Annotated in this window: 22 protein-coding genes; 14 read left to right on the top strand and 8 right to left on the bottom strand. The window is 38.1% G+C overall.

All coding sequences use genetic code 11. The features are described from left to right. The first annotated feature begins 10 nt into the window (after nucleotides 1-10). Nucleotides 11-1,306, top strand: coding sequence for a DEAD/DEAH box helicase (locus tag ACTJKC_RS13320; protein ID WP_344852856.1), 1,296 nt, complete (start codon nucleotides 11-13; stop codon nucleotides 1,304-1,306). A 503-nt stretch (nucleotides 1,307-1,809) separates the two neighbouring features. Here the strand turns inward: ACTJKC_RS13320 and leuS are convergent. Further along, the gene (gene leuS / locus ACTJKC_RS13315; RefSeq protein ID WP_440792567.1) at nucleotides 1,810-4,596 is read right to left on the bottom strand and encodes a leucine--tRNA ligase; all 2,787 of its coding nucleotides are present in this window, start codon (nucleotides 4,594-4,596) and stop codon (nucleotides 1,810-1,812) included. A gap of 276 nt (nucleotides 4,597-4,872) precedes the next feature. Between leuS and ACTJKC_RS13310 the strand changes: the two genes are divergently transcribed. Next, entirely contained in the window at nucleotides 4,873-5,043 is a 171-nt protein-coding gene (locus tag ACTJKC_RS13310) for a hypothetical protein (protein ID WP_440792565.1), read from the top strand. 124 nt (nucleotides 5,044-5,167) lie between these two features. Here ACTJKC_RS13310 and ACTJKC_RS13305 read toward each other — a convergent pair whose 3' ends face one another. Next, nucleotides 5,168-5,575 (bottom strand): hypothetical protein, encoded by a 408-nt coding sequence (locus ACTJKC_RS13305; RefSeq protein WP_440792563.1) that lies wholly within the window; start codon nucleotides 5,573-5,575, stop codon nucleotides 5,168-5,170. Nucleotides 5,576-5,774: 199 nt separating this feature from the next. Between ACTJKC_RS13305 and ACTJKC_RS13300 the strand changes: the two genes are divergently transcribed. The 11 genes from ACTJKC_RS13300 (at nucleotide 5,775) to ACTJKC_RS13250 (ending at nucleotide 15,951) form a co-directional block, all read left to right on the top strand. Beyond that, complete coding sequence (locus tag ACTJKC_RS13300; RefSeq protein WP_025145075.1) at nucleotides 5,775-6,653, top strand: cell division protein FtsX; 879 nt, start codon at nucleotides 5,775-5,777, stop codon at nucleotides 6,651-6,653. Further along, nucleotides 6,653-6,880 (top strand): DUF3098 domain-containing protein, encoded by a 228-nt coding sequence (locus ACTJKC_RS13295; RefSeq protein WP_440792561.1) that lies wholly within the window; start codon nucleotides 6,653-6,655, stop codon nucleotides 6,878-6,880. The genes ACTJKC_RS13300 and ACTJKC_RS13295 overlap by 1 nt, the downstream gene beginning before the upstream one ends. An 81-nt stretch (nucleotides 6,881-6,961) precedes the next feature. Next, a complete protein-coding gene (locus ACTJKC_RS13290; RefSeq protein WP_440792559.1) occupies nucleotides 6,962-7,756 on the top strand; it encodes an undecaprenyl-diphosphate phosphatase in 795 nt (264 codons plus the stop codon). A 26-nt stretch (nucleotides 7,757-7,782) separates the two neighbouring features. After that, nucleotides 7,783-8,514: a tRNA pseudouridine(55) synthase TruB gene (gene truB / locus ACTJKC_RS13285; protein ID WP_440792557.1), complete on the top strand. Its 732-nt coding sequence runs from the start codon at nucleotides 7,783-7,785 to the stop codon at nucleotides 8,512-8,514. Further along, nucleotides 8,511-9,371 (top strand): YitT family protein, encoded by an 861-nt coding sequence (locus ACTJKC_RS13280; RefSeq protein WP_344852847.1) that lies wholly within the window; start codon nucleotides 8,511-8,513, stop codon nucleotides 9,369-9,371. Before truB ends, ACTJKC_RS13280 begins: the two co-directional genes overlap by 4 nt. A 12-nt stretch (nucleotides 9,372-9,383) precedes the next feature. Further along, nucleotides 9,384-10,376 carry a bifunctional riboflavin kinase/FAD synthetase gene (locus ACTJKC_RS13275; protein WP_440792555.1) on the top strand — a complete coding sequence of 331 codons (993 nt, stop codon included), beginning with the start codon at nucleotides 9,384-9,386 and terminating at the stop codon, nucleotides 10,374-10,376. 313 nt (nucleotides 10,377-10,689) lie between these two features. Beyond that, nucleotides 10,690-11,037: a hypothetical protein gene (locus ACTJKC_RS13270; protein ID WP_440792553.1), complete on the top strand. Its 348-nt coding sequence runs from the start codon at nucleotides 10,690-10,692 to the stop codon at nucleotides 11,035-11,037. A gap of 90 nt (nucleotides 11,038-11,127) precedes the next feature. Beyond that, nucleotides 11,128-13,341: a cation:proton antiporter domain-containing protein gene (locus ACTJKC_RS13265; RefSeq protein ID WP_440792551.1), complete on the top strand. Its 2,214-nt coding sequence runs from the start codon at nucleotides 11,128-11,130 to the stop codon at nucleotides 13,339-13,341. A gap of 116 nt (nucleotides 13,342-13,457) precedes the next feature. Then, the gene (locus ACTJKC_RS13260; RefSeq protein ID WP_344852841.1) at nucleotides 13,458-14,492 is read left to right on the top strand and encodes a DUF2157 domain-containing protein; all 1,035 of its coding nucleotides are present in this window, start codon (nucleotides 13,458-13,460) and stop codon (nucleotides 14,490-14,492) included. A gap of 43 nt (nucleotides 14,493-14,535) precedes the next feature. Then, entirely contained in the window at nucleotides 14,536-15,522 is a 987-nt protein-coding gene (locus ACTJKC_RS13255) for a PDDEXK nuclease domain-containing protein (protein WP_440792549.1), read from the top strand. 6 nt (nucleotides 15,523-15,528) lie between these two features. Next, nucleotides 15,529-15,951, top strand: a complete 423-nt coding sequence (locus tag ACTJKC_RS13250; protein ID WP_344852840.1) for a secondary thiamine-phosphate synthase enzyme YjbQ — start codon at nucleotides 15,529-15,531, stop codon at nucleotides 15,949-15,951. Between the two features lie 2 nt (nucleotides 15,952-15,953). On the opposite strand, the gene ACTJKC_RS13245 is transcribed toward ACTJKC_RS13250, so the two are convergent. From ACTJKC_RS13245 to ACTJKC_RS13230, 4 genes are all read right to left on the bottom strand, one after another. Next, on the bottom strand, nucleotides 15,954-16,925 hold the full coding sequence (locus tag ACTJKC_RS13245; RefSeq protein ID WP_440792546.1) for a YihY/virulence factor BrkB family protein: 972 nt from the start codon (nucleotides 16,923-16,925) through the stop codon (nucleotides 15,954-15,956). 134 nt (nucleotides 16,926-17,059) lie between these two features. Next, complete coding sequence (locus ACTJKC_RS13240; protein ID WP_440792544.1) at nucleotides 17,060-18,379, bottom strand: alpha/beta hydrolase; 1,320 nt, start codon at nucleotides 18,377-18,379, stop codon at nucleotides 17,060-17,062. 148 nt (nucleotides 18,380-18,527) lie between these two features. Then, nucleotides 18,528-18,905, bottom strand: a complete 378-nt coding sequence (locus tag ACTJKC_RS13235) for a DoxX family protein (RefSeq protein ID WP_440792542.1) — start codon at nucleotides 18,903-18,905, stop codon at nucleotides 18,528-18,530. Nucleotide 18,906: 1 nt separating this feature from the next. Then, on the bottom strand, nucleotides 18,907-19,320 hold the full coding sequence (locus ACTJKC_RS13230; protein WP_440792540.1) for a VOC family protein: 414 nt from the start codon (nucleotides 19,318-19,320) through the stop codon (nucleotides 18,907-18,909). Between the two features lie 165 nt (nucleotides 19,321-19,485). Here ACTJKC_RS13230 and ACTJKC_RS13225 point away from each other — a divergent pair, with 165 nt between their 5' ends. Next, the gene (locus ACTJKC_RS13225) at nucleotides 19,486-20,472 is read left to right on the top strand and encodes a GlxA family transcriptional regulator (RefSeq protein WP_440792538.1); all 987 of its coding nucleotides are present in this window, start codon (nucleotides 19,486-19,488) and stop codon (nucleotides 20,470-20,472) included. Between the two features lie 268 nt (nucleotides 20,473-20,740). Here the strand turns inward: ACTJKC_RS13225 and ACTJKC_RS13220 are convergent, their stop codons facing one another. Further along, the gene (locus ACTJKC_RS13220) at nucleotides 20,741-21,130 is read right to left on the bottom strand and encodes a LiaF transmembrane domain-containing protein (protein ID WP_440792536.1); all 390 of its coding nucleotides are present in this window, start codon (nucleotides 21,128-21,130) and stop codon (nucleotides 20,741-20,743) included. Between the two features lie 661 nt (nucleotides 21,131-21,791). Next, entirely contained in the window at nucleotides 21,792-22,481 is a 690-nt protein-coding gene (gene rpiA / locus ACTJKC_RS13215) for a ribose-5-phosphate isomerase RpiA (RefSeq protein WP_440792534.1), read from the bottom strand. Nucleotides 22,482-22,655 lie beyond the last annotated feature (174 nt).

Genomic DNA, 22,655 nt, shown 5'->3' with positions numbered 1-22,655 from the left:
AAAAACATACATGTTATTCAAAGAATTAAACCTCATTGAGCCAATTTTAAAGGCCCTTGAGACCGAAGGTTATACACAACCTACGCCTATACAGGAGCAATCTATTCCAACGATATTAAAAGGTAAAGATTTATTGGGCTGTGCTCAAACCGGTACCGGAAAAACCGCTGCCTTTGCCATTCCGATGTTGCAGTTATTACACGAAAAACACATCAATACCAAAGCAACCAAAAACATAAAGGCTTTAATTTTAACACCAACACGCGAGTTGGCCATCCAGATTGAAGAAAGTTTTAAAGCTTATGGCCGCAACTTAAACTTACGCCACTTGGTAATTTTTGGCGGGGTTAATCAACACTCGCAGGTTGAAGCACTTAAAAAAGGCATCGATATTTTAGTGGCTACGCCCGGCCGTTTATTAGATTTAATGAATCAGGGCTTTATCAACTTAAACACTATTGAGTTATTTGTACTGGATGAGGCTGACAGGATGCTCGATATGGGCTTTATCCACGATGTGAAAAGAGTAGTGGCTAAATTGCCTGCTAAACGCCAGACTTTGTTTTTCTCCGCAACGATGCCGGATGAAATTCAGAAATTGGCGAATACGATTTTATCAAGCCCTACAAAAGTAGAAGTTACCCCTGTTTCTTCAACGGCAGAAACGATTGTTCAGTCGGTTTACTTTGTGGATAAACCTGATAAAAAGAAATTATTGATCCATTTACTGGAAGATAAAAATATTCAAACTGCATTAGTTTTTACGCGTACTAAACATGGTGCGGATAGGATTGTGAAAGATTTGGCTCATGCCGGAATTAAAGCGGCTGCCATTCATGGTAACAAATCGCAAAATGCCAGACAAAGGGCATTAACTGACTTTAAAGACAGGAAAATTCGCGTTTTGGTAGCGACTGATATTGCTGCCCGTGGTATTGATATTGATCAGTTATCGCATGTTTTCAACTTCGAATTGCCTAATATTCCTGAATCTTATGTACACAGGATTGGTCGTACCGGTCGTGCGGGTGCAAATGGTATTGCGATTTCATTTTGCGATGCAGAAGAAAATGAGTACCTGTTGGATATTCAGAAACTGATTAAAATTACTCTTCCCGTTGTTGATGATCATCCCTATCCGTTAACCTGGGAAAGCATGCTGGCCAAAAATCAGGTTAAACGTAAACCTCAGGCTCAATCAAAAGGTGGTGGGGGTAAAAAAGCCGGCGATGGCAACATGAGCGGCAAACCACGTAACGCCAGTAACAACAGAAGATTTGGTGGAAACAGGAGGAAGAGAGATTAGGTTTTAAGCTTAAAGACTAAGGCGGAAAGACTAAAGATTTCCCACCCATATATTAAAAGCCCAAGTTGTAAATTACAACTTGGGTTTGTTTTTTAAACCCATACGATAAGCCGCGAAAATTCGTCATTGAGAGGAGGCTCTTTCAGCCGATTGCCTGTCCCGTTTTTACGGGAAAGCAATCTTACAACGATCGCTGCCTAGCGTGCTCTTTAAGATTGCTTCGTTCCTCGCAATGACGAGCCTTTTTTATTTTAGTCTGTCAATGGTAGCGGAGTGTAACGAAGTCGAGAACCCGAAGGCTCAGCGAAGCTAAATCTGTCTGGATAGATCTCTCTCCCGAATATTCGGGACTGCGCTTCAGTCGAGATGACGGCCTTGATCCTGGAGTTCGCTCCATAATAAACAAAAACCCGATTTGCAATACGCAAATCGGGTTTTTCTATTTTTAAGGCAAGAGAAAGGAAAACCCTAAACCTTACAACTTCTATCTTCTACCTTCTACCTTAAACAACTACATTAATAATCTTTCCTTTAACGAAAATGATTTTTTTAGTCGGTTTTCCATCCAAAAATTTCTGAAATTGCTCATCTGCGAATAAAATTGCTTCTACTTCCGGCTGAGCTAAAGTTAAACTCAAATTCAGGTTCATCTTCATTTTACCGTTGATGGAAACCGGGTAAGCAAATTCATCTTCTACCAGATACTCAGGTTTGAATGTTGGATAAGCGGTGTATGATAAAGTTCCCCTTTCGTTACCCAATAATACCCAAAGCTCTTCACAGATGTGCGGTGCATAAGGTGAAAGGATAATCACCATATCTTCCAAAACCTGACGGTTTTTGCATTTCAGATCAGTTAATTCATTTACTGCAATCATAAAACTCGACACAGATGTATTGAACGAGAAACGCTCGATATCATCCTGTACCTTTTTAATGATCTTATGCAGCGATTTTAACTCTGCTTTTGTCGGTTCATTATCGTTTACATGGAAAGTCCAGTCTTCATTGTGGAACAAACGCCAGAACTTACGCAGGAATTTGAAAACACCTTCAATACCGTTTGTATTCCAGGGCTTACTCTGCTCCAATGGCCCTAAAAACATTTCGTACATCCGCAAAGTATCAGCACCGTAACGCTCAATCAAATCATCCGGGTTAACCACGTTGAATTTCGATTTCGACATTTTTTCTACCTCAACACCACAAATGTATTTGCCACCTTCGAAAATAAATTCTGCATTGGCATATTCCTCTCTCCAGGTTTTAAATTTAGCAATATCTAAAGTATCGTTTTCAACAATGTTTACATCAACATGCAGTGCCGAAGTTTTGTATTCTTTTCTTAAACCAGCAGAAACATAAGTATTGGTTGGTTTTCCGTTTTCATCATTGATGCGGTAAACAAAATTACTTCTGCCCTGAATCATCCCCTGGTTAATCAGTTTTTTGAAAGGCTCTTCTTCTTTGGTATAACCTAAATCTTTCAAAAATTTATTCCAGAAACGGCTATACAATAAGTGGCCGGTTGCATGCTCAGAACCACCGATGTACAAATCCACATCTTTCCAGTATTCAACCGCTTCTTTTGAAGCAAAATCGTTATTGTTGTTCGCATCCATGTAGCGGTACCAGTACCAGCTGCTTCCTGCCCAACCCGGCATGGTGCTCAGTTCGTAATGTCCGCCATCTGCAGGCAACCAGTTTTCGGCCCTCGCCAAAGGTGGTTCTCCTGTTTCAGTCGGTAAATATTTATCAATTTCAGGCAACAATAAAGGTAATTCTTCTTCCTTAACCAGATAAGGTAATCCATCTTTAAAGTAAACCGGAATCGGTTCGCCCCAATAACGCTGGCGACCAAAAATCGCATCGCGCTGACGGAAGTTTACTTTTGCTTTTCCAACTTTCTCAACCTCTAACCAGTTGTTCAAAAATGCAACAGCTTCTTTGTAACTCAATCCGTTAATAAAGCCTGAGTTAATGTATGTTCCTTCTTTAGTCGGATCAGCCTGAACATCTATATCTTTCTGTGCGTCCAAAATCTGGATAATCGGTAAATTAAAATGCTTAGCGAATAACCAATCGCGTTGGTCGCCACTTGGCACGCCCATTACCGCACCTGTTCCGTAACCAGCTAACACATAATCAGCAATCCAAAGTTGAACACGCTCGCCACTTACCGGATTAATCACATATGTACCCGTAAAAGCACCCGAAACCGTTTTGGTATCGGCCATACGATCTAACTCTGATTTCTTTTTGGTTAAAGCTATATAATTTGCAATGTCCTCTTTTTGTTCAGGAGTAGTTAATTCAGCAACCCATTCGTGTTCCGGAGCCAGTACCAGGTAAGAAACTCCGAAAATGGTATCCACACGGGTAGTGAAAACTTCGATTTGTTTATCATGTCCTTCCACCTGAAATTTAACAGACGCACCCACACTCTTACCGATCCAGTTTCGCTGCATTTCTTTAATCGGCTCCGGCCAATCGATGGTATCTAAACCTTGCAATAAGCGGTCAGAATAAGCAGTAATCCGCATACTCCACTGCATCATTTTCTTTTGCTCAACAGGGAAACCGCCACGTTCAGAAAAACCATCTTTTACTTCATCGTTGGCTAAAACCGTTCCTAAGGCTGCACACCAGTTTACAGTGCTTTCGCGAAGATAGGTTAAACGGTATTTCAACAATTCGATCTGTTTTTCCTCATCAGTAAACGTTGCCCAGTCGCTTGGCAAAAATTGTTTGGTATCATCATCACAAACCGCTTTTACGTCGGCTGTGCCGGATGCATTAAATTTTTCGATCAAGGTGGTAATATCCTCTGCCTTGTCGTTTTCAATGTTGTACCAGGAGTTGAACAATTGCATAAAAATCCACTGCGTCCATTTGTAATAAGATGGCTCGCTGGTGCGTACTTCCCTGCTCCAATCGAAAGAAAAACCAATCTGATCTAACTGACGACGGTAGGTTGCAATGTTGGCTTCAGTAGTAATTGCCGGATGCTGTCCGGTTTGTATGGCGTATTGCTCTGCAGGTAACCCGAACGAATCGTATCCCATTGGGTGCAATACGTTAAAGCCTTTAAGGCGTTTGTATCTCGAAAAAATATCTGATGCAATGTAACCCAGTGGGTGGCCAACGTGCAGGCCTGCTCCTGATGGATAAGGAAACATATCTAACACATAATATTTTGGCTTATCAGAATTACTTTCGGCTTTAAACGTTTGATGATCTGCCCAGAATTTCTGCCACTTTTGTTCTATTTCTTTGAATTGATAATCCATTGCAAGTTTTAAATTTTTAAAGACGCGAAAATACAGAAATTAAGGGGCTTAAAAAAGCAGATTAATGATATTATTTTGCCTTCAGAAATGCAGAATAAGAAGAGGTTAGGCTCGCGGTCAGATGTTACCATCTGATCCTTCTAGGCTAAAAAGTTTATTTAAGGTCAGCTATCAAAAATCGACACCACAGCCAGCAACAGCCTGTAAAAGAAACTAAATCGAAATAAATGGGTTAATATATTATTTAGTATCTTGGTGTATCAAAAACGAGCGGCCATGACACATCTTACAATTGAAAATAAAAAATACGTACTCATCCCTGAAGAAAGTTATCAAGAGCTACAAAAAACAGCAGCCTTAAAACATCATCCCGAAAAAACATTTTCTATTAATGAGGCTAAAGCTCACAGTAAAAAATTAATCGGAAAGTGGGCTACAGAAAAATAAGGATTAAAGAATCTGTCGCAGAGAGTATTGAAGAAATTGACTGGCTTATAATAGCTTAGCGCAAAAAAAATGCGCCATTGATCTAAAACCAATGGCGCAGGCAAATAATAGGGGGATTAAGATCTTATCTGGTTAAATAATACACTTTAGTAACGTTTGTTTTATCAACTTTAGCAGTAAACTGCAATTTATTCTGAGAAATGCTGTTTATTTTGCAATAATTTAGACCATCATTAATATCCATACTAAACTGGTCTGAATAAATGATCACATAAGTACCAATTGTCCTGTTTCCAGACAAACTTAGTTCCACCTGATCGTCGTTATTTGATTTATAGTCAATATAATCAGTGGTTTTACCATAATTAACGTCGCCATTAAGTTTATCATCAGTATAACCTGTAGTTACAATCCTGTTTAATGTCCAGCGGCCCATCATTTGAGCTTTTAACGAAGTTTCATCTTTTTTGCAGGAGATAAGGATTGAGGTAAAGAGCATCAATAGACTAAGGATGGTAATTTGTTTTTTCATAGTAAATTTTGTTTTAAGAATATCTATTTAACGCCCTTTTAACAAATTTCGTACCGTATTTACCTAAAAAGTTAAATCCAGCCAAACAATCTGACGCTCAAACTAAAAGCTAATCCTATCCGTTAATATTCATTTAGCAATCATTAATTGGTGTTTATCAGGTATAATTTATATTTTCGCAGAAACAAAAATGAAATACATGGAAGAATTCGAAGTAAGTGATGCATCTAAGAAAACCAAAACCGTTTATATCTCTACTATAATTAGTATTGCATTGGTTTTATTAATGCTGGGGCTACTTGGGTTGGTACTTGTACATGCCAAAAACCTGTCTAACTACGTTAAGGAAAACATTGTTTTAAACATTATTGTTGATGAAGGCGCAAAAGAAGCCGATGTACTGGCTTTCCAGAAAGAGCTGAATACAAACCCTGCAGTAAAGCAGACACAATATGTAAATAAAGAACTTGCTGCGAGAAATTTAACACAGGATTTAGGCGAAGATTTTGTTAACTTTTTAGGTTACAACCCTTTAACTTCAACTTTCGATGTGTATTTAAAAGCAGAATATGCGAATAACAAAAGCATTGATGCATTAAAAGCCAGTATATCTAAAAACCCTGTGGTTAAAGAAGTAGTTTACCAAAGTTCTTTAATCGATATGGTAAACAAAAACATCAATACCATTGGTTTAATTATTTTCGCTTTTGCAGTATTACTTTTAATAATTTCTATTGCACTGATTAACAACACTATACGACTAGCAATTTACTCGCAACGCTTTTTAATTAAAAGTATGCAGCTTGTTGGTGCAACGAAAAATTTTATCAGACGTCCTTTCTTATTGTATGCTGCTTTGCATGGCTTAATTGCTGCATTTATTGCCATCATTATTTTATTGGCAACCTTGATTTATGCCCGCAAAGAAGTACCGGAAATTATTATTTTAAATAACTACCAGGAATTTGGCTTTGTTTTTATCGGCCTTTTAATTGTTGGTATTTTTATAACAGGCATTAGTACATGGTTTGCAGTAAGCAGATATTTACGTTTAAAATCTTATCATCTTTATAGATAATGGCAGAAGAAAAAACAAGTCCGGCTGTTAAGGACGTTAAAAGCGAATTGGTTTTTACCAAAAAAAATTACCAGTTGTTATTGATCAGCATTGCAATTGTTGCAGTTGGTTTTATCCTGATGATGGGCACCACTGGTGATATTTACGATTTCAGAAGGACTTTATTGGCACCTGTAGTGGTGTTGGCAGGTTTTGCTTTTGGAATCTATGCCATCTTAAAAAAATAATATATCATAAAAGAATTATATATGCAAACGCTTAATTTATTTGATTAAGCGTTTTCTTTATTTCTTATCTTTTCTAAAAAAATGAACTATTTCGAAGCTATTATTTTAGCCATTATTGAAGGATTAACCGAATTTTTACCCGTATCGAGCACTGGCCATATGGCCATCACATCAGCCCTGATGGGAATTGGTAAAGATGATTTTGTAAAACTTTTTGAGGTTGCAATTCAATTAGGTGCAATTTTGGCCGTAGTGGTAATTTACTGGAAGAAATTCTTCAATTTTTCTGATTGGAAATTCTACCTGAAATTAATTATTGCTGTTATACCGGCTCTGGTTTTTGGCTTCCTTTTGAACGATTTTATTGATAATACCCTTGGTAATCCGATATTTATTTCTGCCGTTTTACTTGTTGGCGGAGTAATTCTTCTTTTGGTTGATAAATGGTTCAAAAATGCCATAATTGATAGTGAAAAAGAAATCACAAATGCAACTGCTTTGAAAATTGGTCTTTTTCAGGTTTTGGCAATAGCTTTCCCGGGTTTGAGCAGAAGTGCTGCAACAATTTTAGGTGGAATGAGCCAAAAACTCACAAAAAGTGCTGCTGCAGAATTTTCATTTTTTTTAGCTGTACCTACTATGTGCGCAGCAACAGGTTACAAACTTTTAAAAGGATATCACCTATTAAATACAGAAAATATTAAACTGTTATTGGTGGGCAATGTTATTGCATTTATTGTTGCCATAATCGCCATAAAATCATTTATAGGCTTTTTAACCAAACACGGATTTAAAGTTTTCGGGTATTACCGTATTGCACTGGGAATTATCATACTGGCATTGTTCTTATCAGGATATCACATTGATATAAACTAATCCGTATCTTTGCGCAAAAAAGATTTGTGAGTACCGAAAATTCAAAATTTAAAGATTTCAATTTTGCTGAAGGCGAATTACTGTTGATTAACAAACCATACAAATGGACTTCGTTTGATGTGGTGGGCAAAATCCGTAATTCTTTAAAACCGCTAAAACTAAAAGTTGGTCACGCCGGCACTTTAGATCCCCTTGCAACAGGACTTTTAATTATCTGTACGGGCAAATTAACCAAGCAGATCGATACTTTTCAGGCCGAAGAGAAAGAATACACCGGCACCATGATTCTGGGGGCCACTACCCCATCTTTCGATATGGAAACTGAGGTAGACGAAACTTTCGGTATCAGCAACATTAGCGAAGACGAAATTTATGCTGCCTGTAAACCATTTATTGGTGATATAGAACAGTATCCGCCAGCCCACTCTGCGGTAAAAGTAAATGGCGAACGTTTATATGTTAAAGCTCGTTTGGGTGAAGAGGTCGAATTGCGTAAGCGTTTTGTAAGTGTTCCTGAATTTGAAATTACGCGGATCGAATTACCGGAAATAGATTTCAGGATTGTATGCAGTAAAGGCACTTATATCCGTTCCCTGATTTCGGATTTTGGAAAAGCATTAAACAATGGTGCCTATCTTTCTAAACTTACCCGTACCAGAAGCGGAAACTTTTTGCTTAAAGATGCGTTTGAGGTATTAGAACTTGTTAATTATATTCGTAGCAGGAAAGAAGAAGCTAAAACTGAAGCAGAAGCATGAACCACATTAAAAACAGGCACACCAGGTTTATAAAAGAAATTCTTTTAATTATTGCGGGTGTAACTTCAGCATGTTTTGGCTTAAAAAGCTTTTTAATGCCGAGCCATTTTATCGACGGCGGCGTTACAGGTATCTCCTTATTATTAAGCACCTTAACCGGATGGAATTTATCATATCTGATTGCCATCATCAATATTCCGTTCGTTATTTTAGGTTACAGGCAGATTGGCAAAGGCTTTGCACTTAAAACGGCCATTGCCATCGCAGCACTTTCTATAGCCTTAATTTTTCTGCCTTTCCAGCCCATTACCCACGATAAATTGCTCATTGCATTTTTTGGTGGTCTGTTTTTAGGTGGCGGAATTGGTTTGGCTATGCGTGGTGGCTGTGTTATTGACGGAACTGAGGTTTTAGCACTTTACATCAGTAAAAACAGTATTTTAACGGTGGGGAACATCATTCTGATTTTAAACATCATTATTTTTGCCTTTGCTGCTTATTTTCTGAATATCGAAACGGCATTATATGCTATTTTAACCTATTTATCAGCATCCAGCACTATCGATTTTATAGTGAATGGCATTGAACAATATACCGGTGTAACCATCATTTCGGAACATCAGGAAGCCATTAAAGGCTTCATCATCAACGAAATGAAACGTGGTGTTACCATTTATAAAGGTGAGGGCGGCTACGGAGAAAAGAAAGATATTGATATTATTTTTACCGTGGTTACCAAGCTGGAAATGAGCAAATTGCAAACCGCCATCCGACAGATCGATTCGGATGCTTTTGTAATACAGCAACAAATTGCCGATTTAAAAGGCGGGGTAGTAAAACGCCACGCTTTACATTAATTTCTTATCCCATTGAAGATATACAATAACCTTTCGGAATTTAAAAAATTAGACAATGCCATTGTTACCATTGGCACTTTTGATGGCGTGCATTTCGGGCATCAAAAAATCATTAAACAACTGGTAGAAAAAGCAAAGGCAGAGAACGGAGAAAGTGTAATTTTAACTTTTTTTCCACACCCCAGGATGATCATCGACCCTGAAAATCAGGATCTGAAAATGATCAATACCATTAACGAAAAAGCCGAAATTTTAAAAGGTTTAGGTGTAGATCATTTGATTATTACCCCTTTTACCCGCGATTTTTCGAACCAGCTGCCGGAAGATTATATTAAAAATACTTTGGTTAATAATATCGGTACCAAACATATTATTATTGGTTACGATCACCGTTTTGGTAAAGACCGTTCGGGTAATTTAAGCGACTTAAAAGCCGCTGGTTTACACTTCGGCTTTACTGTTGAGGAAATTATGGAGCAGGACATTCACGATGTGGCTGTAAGCTCTACCAAAATCCGTCAGGCGCTTTTAGCCGGCGATGTGGGTTTGGCCAACGATTATCTAGGTTATCCTTTTTCCATCTTCGGACGGGTAATTAAAGGCGATAAAATCGGCCGGACAATCGGCTTCCCAACCGCAAATATCTTTGTGGAAGAAACTTATAAGTTAATTCCAGGTGATGGCATTTACGCCGTAACGGTTGAAATAGAGTCCGAAGTCCAAAGTCCGGAATCTGAAGTCAATACGTCCAACATTCAGCCTTCAGCCTTCAACCTTCAAGCTTACCAGGGTATGGCTTACATTGGGCAGCGCCCCACCATTAACGGAATGACGAGAAATATTGAAGTAAATATTTTTGATTTTAACCAGGAAATCTACGGCCAGGACATTAAAATGAACTTTTTGAAATTCTTACGTCATGATGTAAAATTTACCGGTTTAGAAGCTTTAACCGTTCAGTTACAAAAAGATAAGGAGGCTACGCTGGCTTATTTTAACGGGTAGATTATTCAGCGTATCCAATTCGATCGTCATCTCGACTGAAGCGCAGTCCCGAATATTCGGGAGAGATATCTATTTAAACAGATTTCTCGACTACGTTGCACTCCGCTCGAAATGACGACTCTTTCATATAAAGTCTGTCATTCTGAACGCAGTGAAGAATCTCTAACCAACAAGGCACAGAACCCAAATTGCGATAACAATATTGGTTAACAATTGAAAATTACATACAATTTTCAGCCAAAAGATTCTTCATTTCATTCAGAATGACAAATTCATCTTTCAAAAAAGCCTTATTTTCGTTATATTAGCGGCAATGAGGCTTTTTTACATCATCTTCTTTTTTTCTATCTCTATAAATTTTGCGGCCATCGCATCGCAGGAAAAAAGAAATGATGCAGCATTAAAAAACCCAAAAATCAGTTTCTTTTCATGTAAGAAAAACATCAATCTTGGGTTTAATCAGGATAATGAAAGTTTACAAAAGGATTTTATTAACAGTCCGGTTGTAAAAGTGGTATCAAACGCCTGTATCCTCTTATCTTTTTTGCTGTTTCTTTTTTTAAAGAACAAAACCGTCAATACCAAAGTTATAATCAAAAGATTAAAATATAATTATTGGTGCCTGTTTAAAATGCTCTATCCAAAACATGTTTTTTGGTAAGTAATTTCATTTTATTGGAATTTTAATAAATGTCGGGTGCACATCGTGTCCGAAAATAGATTATTTAACATCATTACCCATTTTTTATAGATGCATTTACCTGATTTGATTGCCGATTTAGGCTTAATTCTTGCCGCCGCAGGAATTACTACACTAATATTTAAACGAATTAAACAGCCCCTCGTTTTGGGCTATATACTGGCCGGCCTGTTGGTTGGCTCACACTTAGATTTTTTTCCATCCGTTACCGATACCAAGAGCATTAACATCTGGGGCGAAATAGGCGTTATTTTCCTTTTGTTCAGCTTAGGTTTAGAATTCAGTTTTAAAAAGCTGGTTAAAGTAGGAGGTTCTGCCTCCATTACTGCCATTGTAAAAGTTTTATTCATTATTCTGGCGGGTTATCTGGTGGGGAAAGCCATGGGATGGAAAGATATGGATAGCCTGTTTTTAGGTGGAATCTTGTCCATTTCATCAACCATGATTACCATTAAGGCTTTTGAAGAACTGGGCTTAAAACACAAGAAATTTGCAGGTTTGGTATTTGGAGTGCTAATTGTTGAAGATTTAGTGGCCATCCTCCTCCTGGTACTATTCTCTACCCTCGCGGTTAGTCAGCAATCGGCTGGTACAGAAATGTTATATTCGATCCTTAAACTGGCTTTTTTCCTTGTATTATGGTTTTTGGGCGGAATATTCGTTGTTCCATCATTTCTTAAAGCCACAAAGAAATTAATGAATGATGAAACCATGCTTGTGGTATCATTAGCCTTATGTTTGGTAATGGTTTTACTGGCCGATAAAGTTGGCTTCTCTCCTGCCCTTGGTGCATTTATTATGGGTTCTATTTTAGCAGAAACTACACAGGCCGAAAGGATCGAACATTTAACCAAATCGGTAAAAGATTTATTTGCAGCAGTATTTTTCGTTTCTGTCGGGATGCTGATCGATCCATCTATGCTGGTTAAATATGCTGTTCCAATTTTAGTGGCTACAACCGTTATTATCTTCGGAAAGATCCTCTTTACCATTTTAGGGGCTTTACTTTCTGGTCAGCCGCTAAAAACTTCGGTACAATCGGGCATGAGTTTGGCGCAGATTGGTGAGTTTTCTTTTATTATAGCCTCATTGGGGTTAACATTGAAAGTAACCAGCGATTTTCTTTACCCTATTGCGGTAGCTGCAGCGGCGATTACCACCTTTACCACACCATATCTGATTAAATTATCAGAACCTTTTTATCAGTATTTAAATCATGTTTTACCAAAAAAATGGCTGGATGGTATCGAAAGGTACAGTTCGAGTACCGAAGGGATTACTACCCTAAGCGACTGGAAAATTCTATTGCGATCGTACATCTTTAATACCATTATCCATTCGGTAATTATTATTGCGATTATCTTTTTGGCCTACCGGTACGTGCAGCCCTTTATTGCAAGCAATATTGCCAATAGCTTAACTTCCATTATCATCAGCGTTGTAGTTTCATTTATATTGATGTCGCCTTTTTTATGGGCCTTATCCATTCGGAGGATTCAAAGAACGGCTTATTCGCACCTTTGGCTAAACAAAAAATATACCCGGGGACCATTAATAGCGATCGAATTTTTCAGAATTGCCCTGGGGATTTTCTTTGTAGGTTTTTTGATGTATGAGTTTTTTGACACCTGGGTGGCTGCCGTAATTGCGCTGGGATTAATTATTCTTGGAATGGTGATTTTCTCCAGAAAACTTCAATCCTTTTACGACAAACTGGAAAGGCGTTTCATGTTGAATTTAAATGCACGCGAAAACCAGAAACCCGATATTTTACCCTGGGATACCCACTTGACAGAACTTACGGTTTCACCCGAATCGGAAGTGGTTGGAAAAACGCTTACAGAATTGATGATCAGGGAAAAATATGGCGTAAACATCGCTTTAATTGAGCGTGGACGGAATAACATTCCAACACCGGGAAGAGACGAAAGGCTTTACCCTAACGATAAATTATTAGTAATTGGTGCTGATGATCAACTGGCGGCTGTTAAAGTCTTATTAGAAGTTGACAGGCCGGAAATTGCTGAAGAAGACAACTTCCCGAACAAGGAAATGACCTTACAAAAAGTGGTGGTTCATGCCGAATCGCCGGTGTATGGATTAAGCATCAGAAATGCAGGAATCCGCGAAAAAGCACAGGCTTTAATTGTTGGCATTGAGCGGGGCAAAGATCGGATACTAAATCCGTCATCTGATTTTATTTTCGATAATGGTGATGTGATCTGGATTGTAGGGAATAACAAGAAGATTAAAGAGGTGATTTAGGTAGCCCGGAGTCATTAGTCGGGAGTCATTAGTCCATATTTTTAGTCGATATAGACTATTGACTGAGGACTTTTGACTAATGACTAAAAAACCTATCTTCGTACATAACCTAACCTATGAAAGTCGATAGAGAAAAAAGTGAGTTTCTTGATGATATGATTGAACAGTGGCAAAGCGACGGGATCATTAACGAAGAAACAGGAAATAAACTCCGTAAAAGTTACGAAGCTAAAAATTTCGATTGGTTGCGCCTGGCGCAATATGCTTTTTGGGTAGCGCTGGCCTGTGGTTTTATTGCACTTGGCTCATTATTAATCGATAATTCAATTTTAAACTACCTTAAAAGGGTTTATAATACGCCAAACATTGTAATTGCAATTGTATCAGGCGGATTGGCGGCCTGGCTTTATATCCTGGGTTTCAGGCGGAAAAAGAAACTTGCACATTTAAAATTCAGCAACGAGGCGATTGTTTTTTCAGCGATTCTACTTACTGCAAATGCCGTTGCTTATTTCGGGAAAGCTTTTGATAATGGTTCGGGCAATTTCTCCATTCTGATACTGGTTTCAGTATTTATTTATGGTGCTTTAGGTTTTATTTTTAACTCCCGGTTGATCTGGATTTTTGCTTTAATCTCATTAGGCGCCTGGTTTGGTACCGAAACTGGTTACCTCAGCAGATGGAACTATTATTTCCTCGGAATGAACTATCCTTTACGATTTGTGGTTTTTGGTGCAACGTTAACCGCAGCATCGTTCATTATGAAAGCTATTCCTAAAACGCAAAACTTCTTTCAGGTTACCTATATCGCCGGGATGGTTTATCTGTTTGTATCGCTTTGGGCTTTATCGGTATTCGGCAATTTTGCCAGTTTAGAAGAATGGTACACGGTGAGGCAATTGAGTTTGTTCTATTGGGCCTTAATTTCGGCAGCAATCTGTGTTGTAAGCACCTTATTCGGTTTAAAATACCACGATGATATTGCAAGAGAATTTGGTATTACATTTCTCTTTATCAACCTATACACCCGTTATTTCGAATATTTCTGGGATAGCTGGCATAAGGCTTTATTCTTTTCGGTGTTAGCTGCTTCTTTCTGGTTAATTGGCCGGAAAGCAGAAAAAATATGGAATGTAGAGTTTTTGAAGTAGAAAATTAAAATCCCATTTCAGCAGCAGGTTTTAATATTTTAAAATGGAAATAAATAACCAAAATCTATATAACAAGGTTATTGAATTGCTAACTCAGGCAAGGCAAAAAGTTGCACAAACCATTAATAATACAATGGCTATGGCCTACTTCGAAATTGGTAAGATGATTGTTGAAGAAGAGCAGAAAGGCAAAGAAAAGGCCGAATATGGCAAACAAATTTTGAGTGAGCTTTCTAAAAAATTAGTTACTGAATTTGGCAAAGGTTTTTCGAAAAGAAATTTAGAACAAATGCGCCAGTTTTATCTAACTTATTCAATTGCGCAGACAGTGTCTGCGCAATTCAAACTTACCTGGTCCCATTATCTTAAATTAATTAGGATAACAGATGCAAATGAGCGTAATTTCTATGAAATAGAGGCAATAAAGAATAACTGGAGTTTACGTGAACTACAACGTCAATATGATTCAGCGCTATATACCCGTTTAGCACTAAGTAAAAATAAAGAAGAAATATTATCTCTTGGCCAACAAGGGCAAACAATTGAAAATAATAAGGATTTGATAAAAGATCCATATATATTAGAATTTCTAGGTTTACCAGAACAAAGCTTTTATTCAGAAAGTGATTTAGAGCAAAAATTAATTGATAAGCTTGAACATTTCTTATTGGAACTTGGCAATGGCTTCACCTTTGCAGCCCGTCAAAAAAGAATAACTTTTGAAGAAAGACATTTTAAGATAGATTTGGTTTTCTACAACCGTATTTTAAAATGTTTCGTGCTTATTGATTTGAAAATCGGAGAATTAAAACATCAGGATATTGGTCAGATGCAGATGTATGTGAATTATTTTGACAGAGAAGTGAAGCTCGGGGATGAAAACAAAACCATTGGGATTATTCTTTGCCAGGATAAAAGTGAATCAGTTGTAAGATATACACTCCCTGAAAACAATGAACAGATTTTTGCCAGTAAATATTTAACGGTTTTACCTAGCGAAAAAGATTTTATTAAAATCATTGAGAATTAATTTAAAATGAAAATATACCAGCAAGCTTTAACACTTAGAGAAAGAAGAAGGGGTTTCCATATCATTACTGATGAAGTTGAGGATGCCCTACCCCAGCTTGATGAGATTAATATTGGCATCTGCCAGGTATTCATCCAGCATACTTCGGCTTCGCTTACTATTAATGAAAATGCCGATCCAACTGTGCGTATGGATTTTGAAATGTTCTTTAATAAAACCGTTAAGGAAAACGACCCTGATTACGAGCATGATTATGAAGGATCAGACGATATGCCTGCTCACTTAAAATCGGCACTTTTAGGCAGTTCGGTTACTATTCCAATCAGAAACGGCAGGTTAGCACTTGGCACCTGGCAGGGCATTTACCTTTGCGAACACCGAAACCGTGGCGGACAAAGAAGATTAATCATTACCGCCTGGGGAGAATAAGTTTAAGCTTTTTTCACTTCTTCCTTAATTTCAGGATGATTATCCTGAATAGATTTCCCATCCGTTTCCACCTCAATTTCTTTGGTGGTAACCGCATAATGTGAAGGATAAATCTCCGACCCGAAAGCAACGGCATAAGCCTTTGTAAACTCTGCGCCAAAATACAAAATGATAGATGAATAGTACGTCCATAAAAGTACCACCACTAACGATCCTGTTGCACCATAAGTTCCGCCTACATTACTTTGTCCGATATAAATAGAAATGGCAAATTTACCGATCATAAAAAGAACGGCTGTTACAATTGCACCGGCAATCACATCACGCCATTTAATTATCGCATCAGGCAATACCTTAAAAATCACCCCAAATATTAAAGAGATCACAGCGAGGGTAACCAGTTGGTTAATGATGTAAAATACAACAACTGATACTTCAGCAAACCTAAGCTGTAAACGGTTGCTAAAAGCGTCTAATACGGAAGTTACAGCAAGTGATACCAATAAAACAAAACCAAGGCTTATAATCACTGAGAACGACAGAAAACGGTTTTGCAACATTTTTACCCAGCCTCTTTTAGGTTTTGGTTTTAAACCCCAAATGGTATTGATAGAATCCTGAATATCGCCAAAAACGGTAGTCGCACCTAACAATAAAGTAAAAATACCGATAATTAGTGCGATGGTGCTTTTCCCGTCCAGATATGCATTTTTGATCAGTTGTTGTAAAGAAGTAGCCGATTCTCTTCCTAAAAAACCTTCCAGCTGGGCATAAACCTGCCCTTCGGCAATTTCTCTTCCTAAAAATATACCGCATAAAGAAATAATTACCACCAATAAAGGAGCCATTGAAAACACGGTATAATAAGCAAGTGAGCCACTTAATTTGGTTACTTTATGATCAGTAAAACCAGTAAATGAAGCTTTTAATACTCCCCAAATTCCTTTTAAAGTGATTTTATTCCTTGTTGCCATAATAATAGGTTAAAATGAGATCCTGTAATTTAAACCGCTTATTTTTTGAATTGTTTTTTATTAATTTTCAGGAAGGCACAAAAAAAGCCCCGGTTTACCGGAGCTTCTATCTTTTAATAATATCTGAAATCTGCCTATTTAGCTTTGATCCAAAGCACTAAATCGTTCACCAGCGTATCCGAAACACTTGCTGCAGCCTGATATTGCGCCATGGTTCCTTTTCCTGTTTGTGGACTTAATAAATGGTTTAACTCAGGATAGAATTTAAGAGTTACGTTTTTCTTTTTACCCAGGGCTTCATTCCACAAATCGAAATCGGTTTTGCTTACCTGAAAATCATTTCCACCCTGTAAAACGTAAATCCTGGGTTTTGATAAAGTTTTTGCTACAGCTACCTGATCGTAACTGTTTAAATCGGTCCAGTATTTTGCAGGCAGCCCCAAAATAACAGAATCCGGTTTTATGGTTGTTCCCAATTGAGAAATCCTGCTTTTATCAATCTCTGCCATCGCATTGGCCAGTTGTTGTTTAAACACGGCAGATGTATCGTTAGCTTGCTCAAACATGTATTTATTTTGATCAACGATGATATCCGTTAACTTTCTTGCCGGTGCAGCCGCTAAAATAATCCCGGCCAATTCAGGAGAAAGCGTTGCCACTTTGGGGGCCAGCATTCCACCTAAACTGTGGCCAAATACATAAATATTTTTAGGATCGGCACCAACAGCGGTTCTTGCAGCAGCAATAGCAGCAGTTTCATCATCCAAAACCTCTTCTTTTACCGTAAACGGACCTGTAAATTCATTCGGATAAATAAGTGTTCTTTTCACATATCGGACCGAACCAATTCCTTTCGAAGCCAGTCCGCCGGCTAAATCTTTAAAAGGTTTATTGGCACCAACGGTTGCATCCATATCGCCGGGGCCAGAGCCATGCACAAAAACAACCATCGGGAAGTTTTTAACATTTTTTGGTTCCGTAATAATGGCTGCCAGTTGTTTTCCCGGAGGACCAATATACACCGATTTTTCAGTAAATAAAGCCGTATCAACATAGCTGGGTTTTAAATAGGTGGTTATTTTTTTTGATGGCGCCAGGAAAATCCCCACAATCTTTTGAATTTTGTTAAAACCAATAATAAAATTCTGGTCTCCTTTGGCAAATTTACCTTCAACGGTTACAGCAAAAAATTGCCCCTCTGCTTTACTCTGAATGGCATCAAAAGATTCTGCTTTACCGAATTTATTGCCGATATCGCTCCAAAGTTTCTTTAAGCTTTCTTCAGGTAGTTTGGTTTTTAAGGTATCGTCAAAAAATGCATGTGCATCGGTAAATTTCTCTTCCTGCAATAATTTAAAAAAATCATTTGCGCTGTTGAACAGCTGGATCACATTTTGAGAAAATGCAGAAGTGGTAAATAATAAAGCGATTATGAATAAAAGGCTCTTTTTCATTCGTATAAATTGTTTTTAGGGATGGTGAAACGATCATGATCCGGATTGAAAATCACGATGGCACCACAGTTGTGTTTGCTTGTTTACAATACCCAAAGTTAACAATATTTGGTTCTGAAAAGCCTTTATTAAAACTAATCATTTAGTTTTAACTATTTTTAACATTTCCATCTAATTTTTTCCATAATGTGTAAGGAATAAACATAATTACCAGCGCAATAACGGGTGGAATTAATAGCGATATGCCATCGCCAACGAAAGCCCTGGAAGCAAAAGCGCCAATAAAATTGATGGCAAAACCTGCGTAAGCCCATTCTTTAATGGCGGTATATTTATGCTGTAAGATTGATATTGCTCCTAATAATTTTGCAATACCAACAATGATGAGCAAATACATCGGATAACCAAGGTGTTTGAGCACTTCTTTACCAGCTTCCTGTTGTGTTATTCCACCAAAACCATCCATTATCATCATCAGTGCGAAAATTATGGTCGCAATCCAATACCAGGTTTTTAAATTTTTCATTTTATCTGTTTTTATCGTAATTAATTAACCAGTTATTCCCAAAACGGTCAGTTAAATCGCCAAAAAGCGTTCCCCAAAAGGTTTGCTGTAAGGGATGTGATGCTTTCCCTCCTGCCGAAAGTTTATCATAATAAGCTTTTGCTTCTTCCTCAGAACTGCAGTTGAGCATCAGGGATATTGAGTTTCCTTTGATGAGCCCGCGTTCTTCTACCATATCGGTCCCCATAATCACCAGTTCATCTTTGGCTAAAACGGCATGCATAATGCTTCGCTTGATAACATTAGGCATTCTGTCAGCAAATTCAGTTTCCCCAATGGTTTCGAGTGTTAGTTCTCCACCGAGGCAATCCCGGTAAAAAATCATCGCTTCCCGGCAGTTGCCATTAAATGTGAGGTATGAATTTATACTAGCCATCTGATCTTTTTTTTGATGCCCTACAGCAATCGGTTTCTCTATTATACATTTTTGGCATCAGCCCATTAACAACACAAACATACGCGGAGATCGCAAAAAGCTAAACATGCAGAAACGTCAATTGCAGGGGTTGTTTACGACAAACAGGCTCGCTATATTTGAGATATGAAACATGTATCTATCTTAATTCCAGAGACTGCCGTGATCGAGGCCATAGCAGATCCACGCTATTTATTTACCGCTGTTAATGAATTTTTACAGGCATCAGGCAAGTTACCGCTTTTTAAGGTTGAGCTTGTAGCCATGACAAAAGAGGTAAGACTGAACAATAGCCTTTTCTCTGTACATGCCGACAAATTATTGCACGAAGTAGAACATACTGATCTCATTTTCGTTCCGGCAATAAGTGGTAATGTAGGTTATGCAATGGAGGCCAATGAGGATCTGATTCCATGGATTGTAAAACAACATGCAAAAGGCGCAGAAGTAGCCTCACTTTGTTTAGGTGCATTTATATTGGCTGCTACAGGTTTGTTAAACGGCCGAAAATGCTCTACGCACTGGTTATTTGCCAATCAGTTCAGGGAAATGTTTCCTGATGTGGAATTGGTTGATGGCAGCATCATTACCGACGCTCAGGGACTATATTCAAGTGGTGGGGCAAATTCGTACTGGAACCTGCTTTTATACCTGGTAGAGAAGTTTACCGACCGTGATACGGCTATTTTAGCGGCAAAATATTTCGCCATTGATATCGATCGAGAAAGTCAGCTTGCATTTATGATGTTTCAGGGACAGAAAGGACATGAAGATGCAAAAATTAAAAAAGCGCAGGAATTTATCGATGGAAATTACCAGGAGCGGATTACGGTAGATCAGCTGGCAGATATGCTTGCTTTGGGCAGAAGGAGTTTTGAGCGGCGGTTTAAAAGCGCTACTAAAAATACCGTAATAGAATATATCCAGAGGGTTAAAATTGAAGCAGCAAAGCGCAGTTTCGAATCGAGCAGGAAAAACATTACCGAAGTGATGTTTGATGTGGGTTATACCGATACCAAATCATTCAGGGATGTTTTTAAAAAAATAACGGGTTTAACCCCGATTGAATACCGCAACAAATACCATAAGGCAGCACCTGTTTTACAGGTTTAGCAAAAAAAATAAAAAAAAATTTAAGGTCCACACAATATATTCTATTTACAGCGTTTATGTATGTGAGAGCGTTAATTTAGATGACGGGGATACTGCCTAAGGGTGGAATCCCCGTTTCTTTTTTAGCATGGGGCAGCGTGCAAAGTGCATGGCTCAAGGCCTGAAGGCATACGGAGCTCCATGCTCAATACCCTACGCCAGTACGCACAAAAAAGGGACATTATTAAAAAAATGTTCCTTTTTTAGATATATGATGGAGTTAAGAATTTTAGCTTTCTTTCTTTGTAAAATCGATAGGTTTCTTTTCGAAATACTGATCAAAGTTTTGAACTTTTTTAGGTTTTAAGATCACGTATAAACCTAAGCCGATTAATACCATTGGAATGCTTACCCTGAACAGATCGAAATCAAAAATATTTATGGCTTTAAAGGTGAATAAACCTCCAATTATGGTTAATGCCAACCAGCCGCTTCCCTGAAAGTTTTTGCGGTAACCCATCCACAAACCTGCGCCCAGCATAATGGTGTGCCAACTCAATATCCAATGTGGAACATCTACTCCGGTGTTTCTAAGTAAGAATACTGAACCGATTACTAAGATTAAAATGCCTAAACCTAATTGTTTATCTGCGCGATTTTTGTTGATTAAAGTTTCCATGACTGTTTGTTTTATGATTCAAATGTAGCACAGAAATACAGACCGGAGAATGGCTTTTCCCTTAGTTGCGATGTTTTATCGGTGAGTGAAATAAAATTGTCGGTAAAAATTTTTGGAGAATTTGAAGGAGGAGAAATTTATCGGTGAAATTATTGAATAGTCCGGAGTCGGCAGTCTGAAGTCCGGAGTCGACTAAACGATTAGAAGAAAGATTGCTTCACACGGCCCCACATACCCACCGCTTCGGTTCGCAATGACGGACGAAATGAGTAGGCGGTTGGCGACAGTTAACCAATTTCCACAATTAACCGATTAACCAAAAGAAAAATTAAGTGTTTGGCGAGGATTAACTAATGGGCCAATAAACTAAAAGATTGCTTCACACTGCCCCACATCTTCCACCGCTTCGGTTCGCAATGACGGACGAAATGAGTAGGCGGTTGGCGACAGTTAACCAATTTCCACAATTAACCGATTAACCAAAAGAAAAAATTAAGTGTTTGGCGAGGATTAACCTATGATCAATGAGCTAGTGAATTGCATGAAAGATTGCTTCACCCTGCCCCACATCTTCCACCGCTTCGGTTCTCAATGACGGACATCACTAATGACAAATGAACTAATGACTAATGAATAAATAACTAATAAACCATTAAACTATTTATTCAAAAACGATAATATCCTTTCCTTCACTCATAACAACCTTTGAAGTGAGGTTAATAAATAAGCCATGGGCCAGTAATCCGTTAATTTGGTTGAGGTCTGAAGATAGTTTTGCAGGATCATTAATAAGACCGAAATCGGCATCAATGATCAGGTTTCCGTTGTCGGTAATAAATGATTTATTTTCTACCGATCTTAATTTTCCTTTTCCGCCAAGTTTGGTAATCTGATCGAAAACATACTGATAAGCCAAAGGAATTACTTCAATTGGGACGGTAAAAGCCCCGAGTTTTTTTACTTTTTTAGAGGCATCGGTAATAATGATGGCGTTTTTACTTAATGAGGCAATAATTTTTTCCCTGAATAGCGCACCACCTCCGCCTTTAATCAGATCGAGCGTTTCGGTAAATTCATCAGCCCCATCAATACTGATATCAATTGAACTTAAACTGCCCAGGTCCAGGATTTCGATGCCCAAAGATTTTGCAAGTTCTTCTGTACGGATAGAACTCGCCGCAGCGGTGATTTTCAATCCTTCTTTTACGCGTTTACCGAGTTCTTTAATGGCAAAAGTAGTGGTAGATCCTGTGCCAAGGCCTACAACATCACCATCTTTTACAAATTTTACTGCAGCAAGGGCAGCTGCCATTTTCTCAGCATCTTGTTGGGTTTTATCTATCGTAGCCATAAGGTAAAAATAGGTTTTAATGGTAAGATCCCAAAAAATGAAAAAAAATTACTGCTAAAGCAATAAATCCTGTTTATAGCGTTTATGTATATGAGAGCGTTAATTTAGATGATGGGGATTCTGCAATAGTGGAATCCCCATTTCTTTTTACAGGTGGTATGTCTACCTGAGATA

The organism is Pedobacter sp. 22226 (genome assembly GCF_052045455.1).
Taxonomy (GTDB): domain Bacteria; phylum Bacteroidota; class Bacteroidia; order Sphingobacteriales; family Sphingobacteriaceae; genus Pedobacter; species Pedobacter jeongneungensis.
The sequence above is the reverse complement of the archived record's forward strand: the minus strand, read 5'-3'. Positions and strand labels throughout refer to the sequence as shown.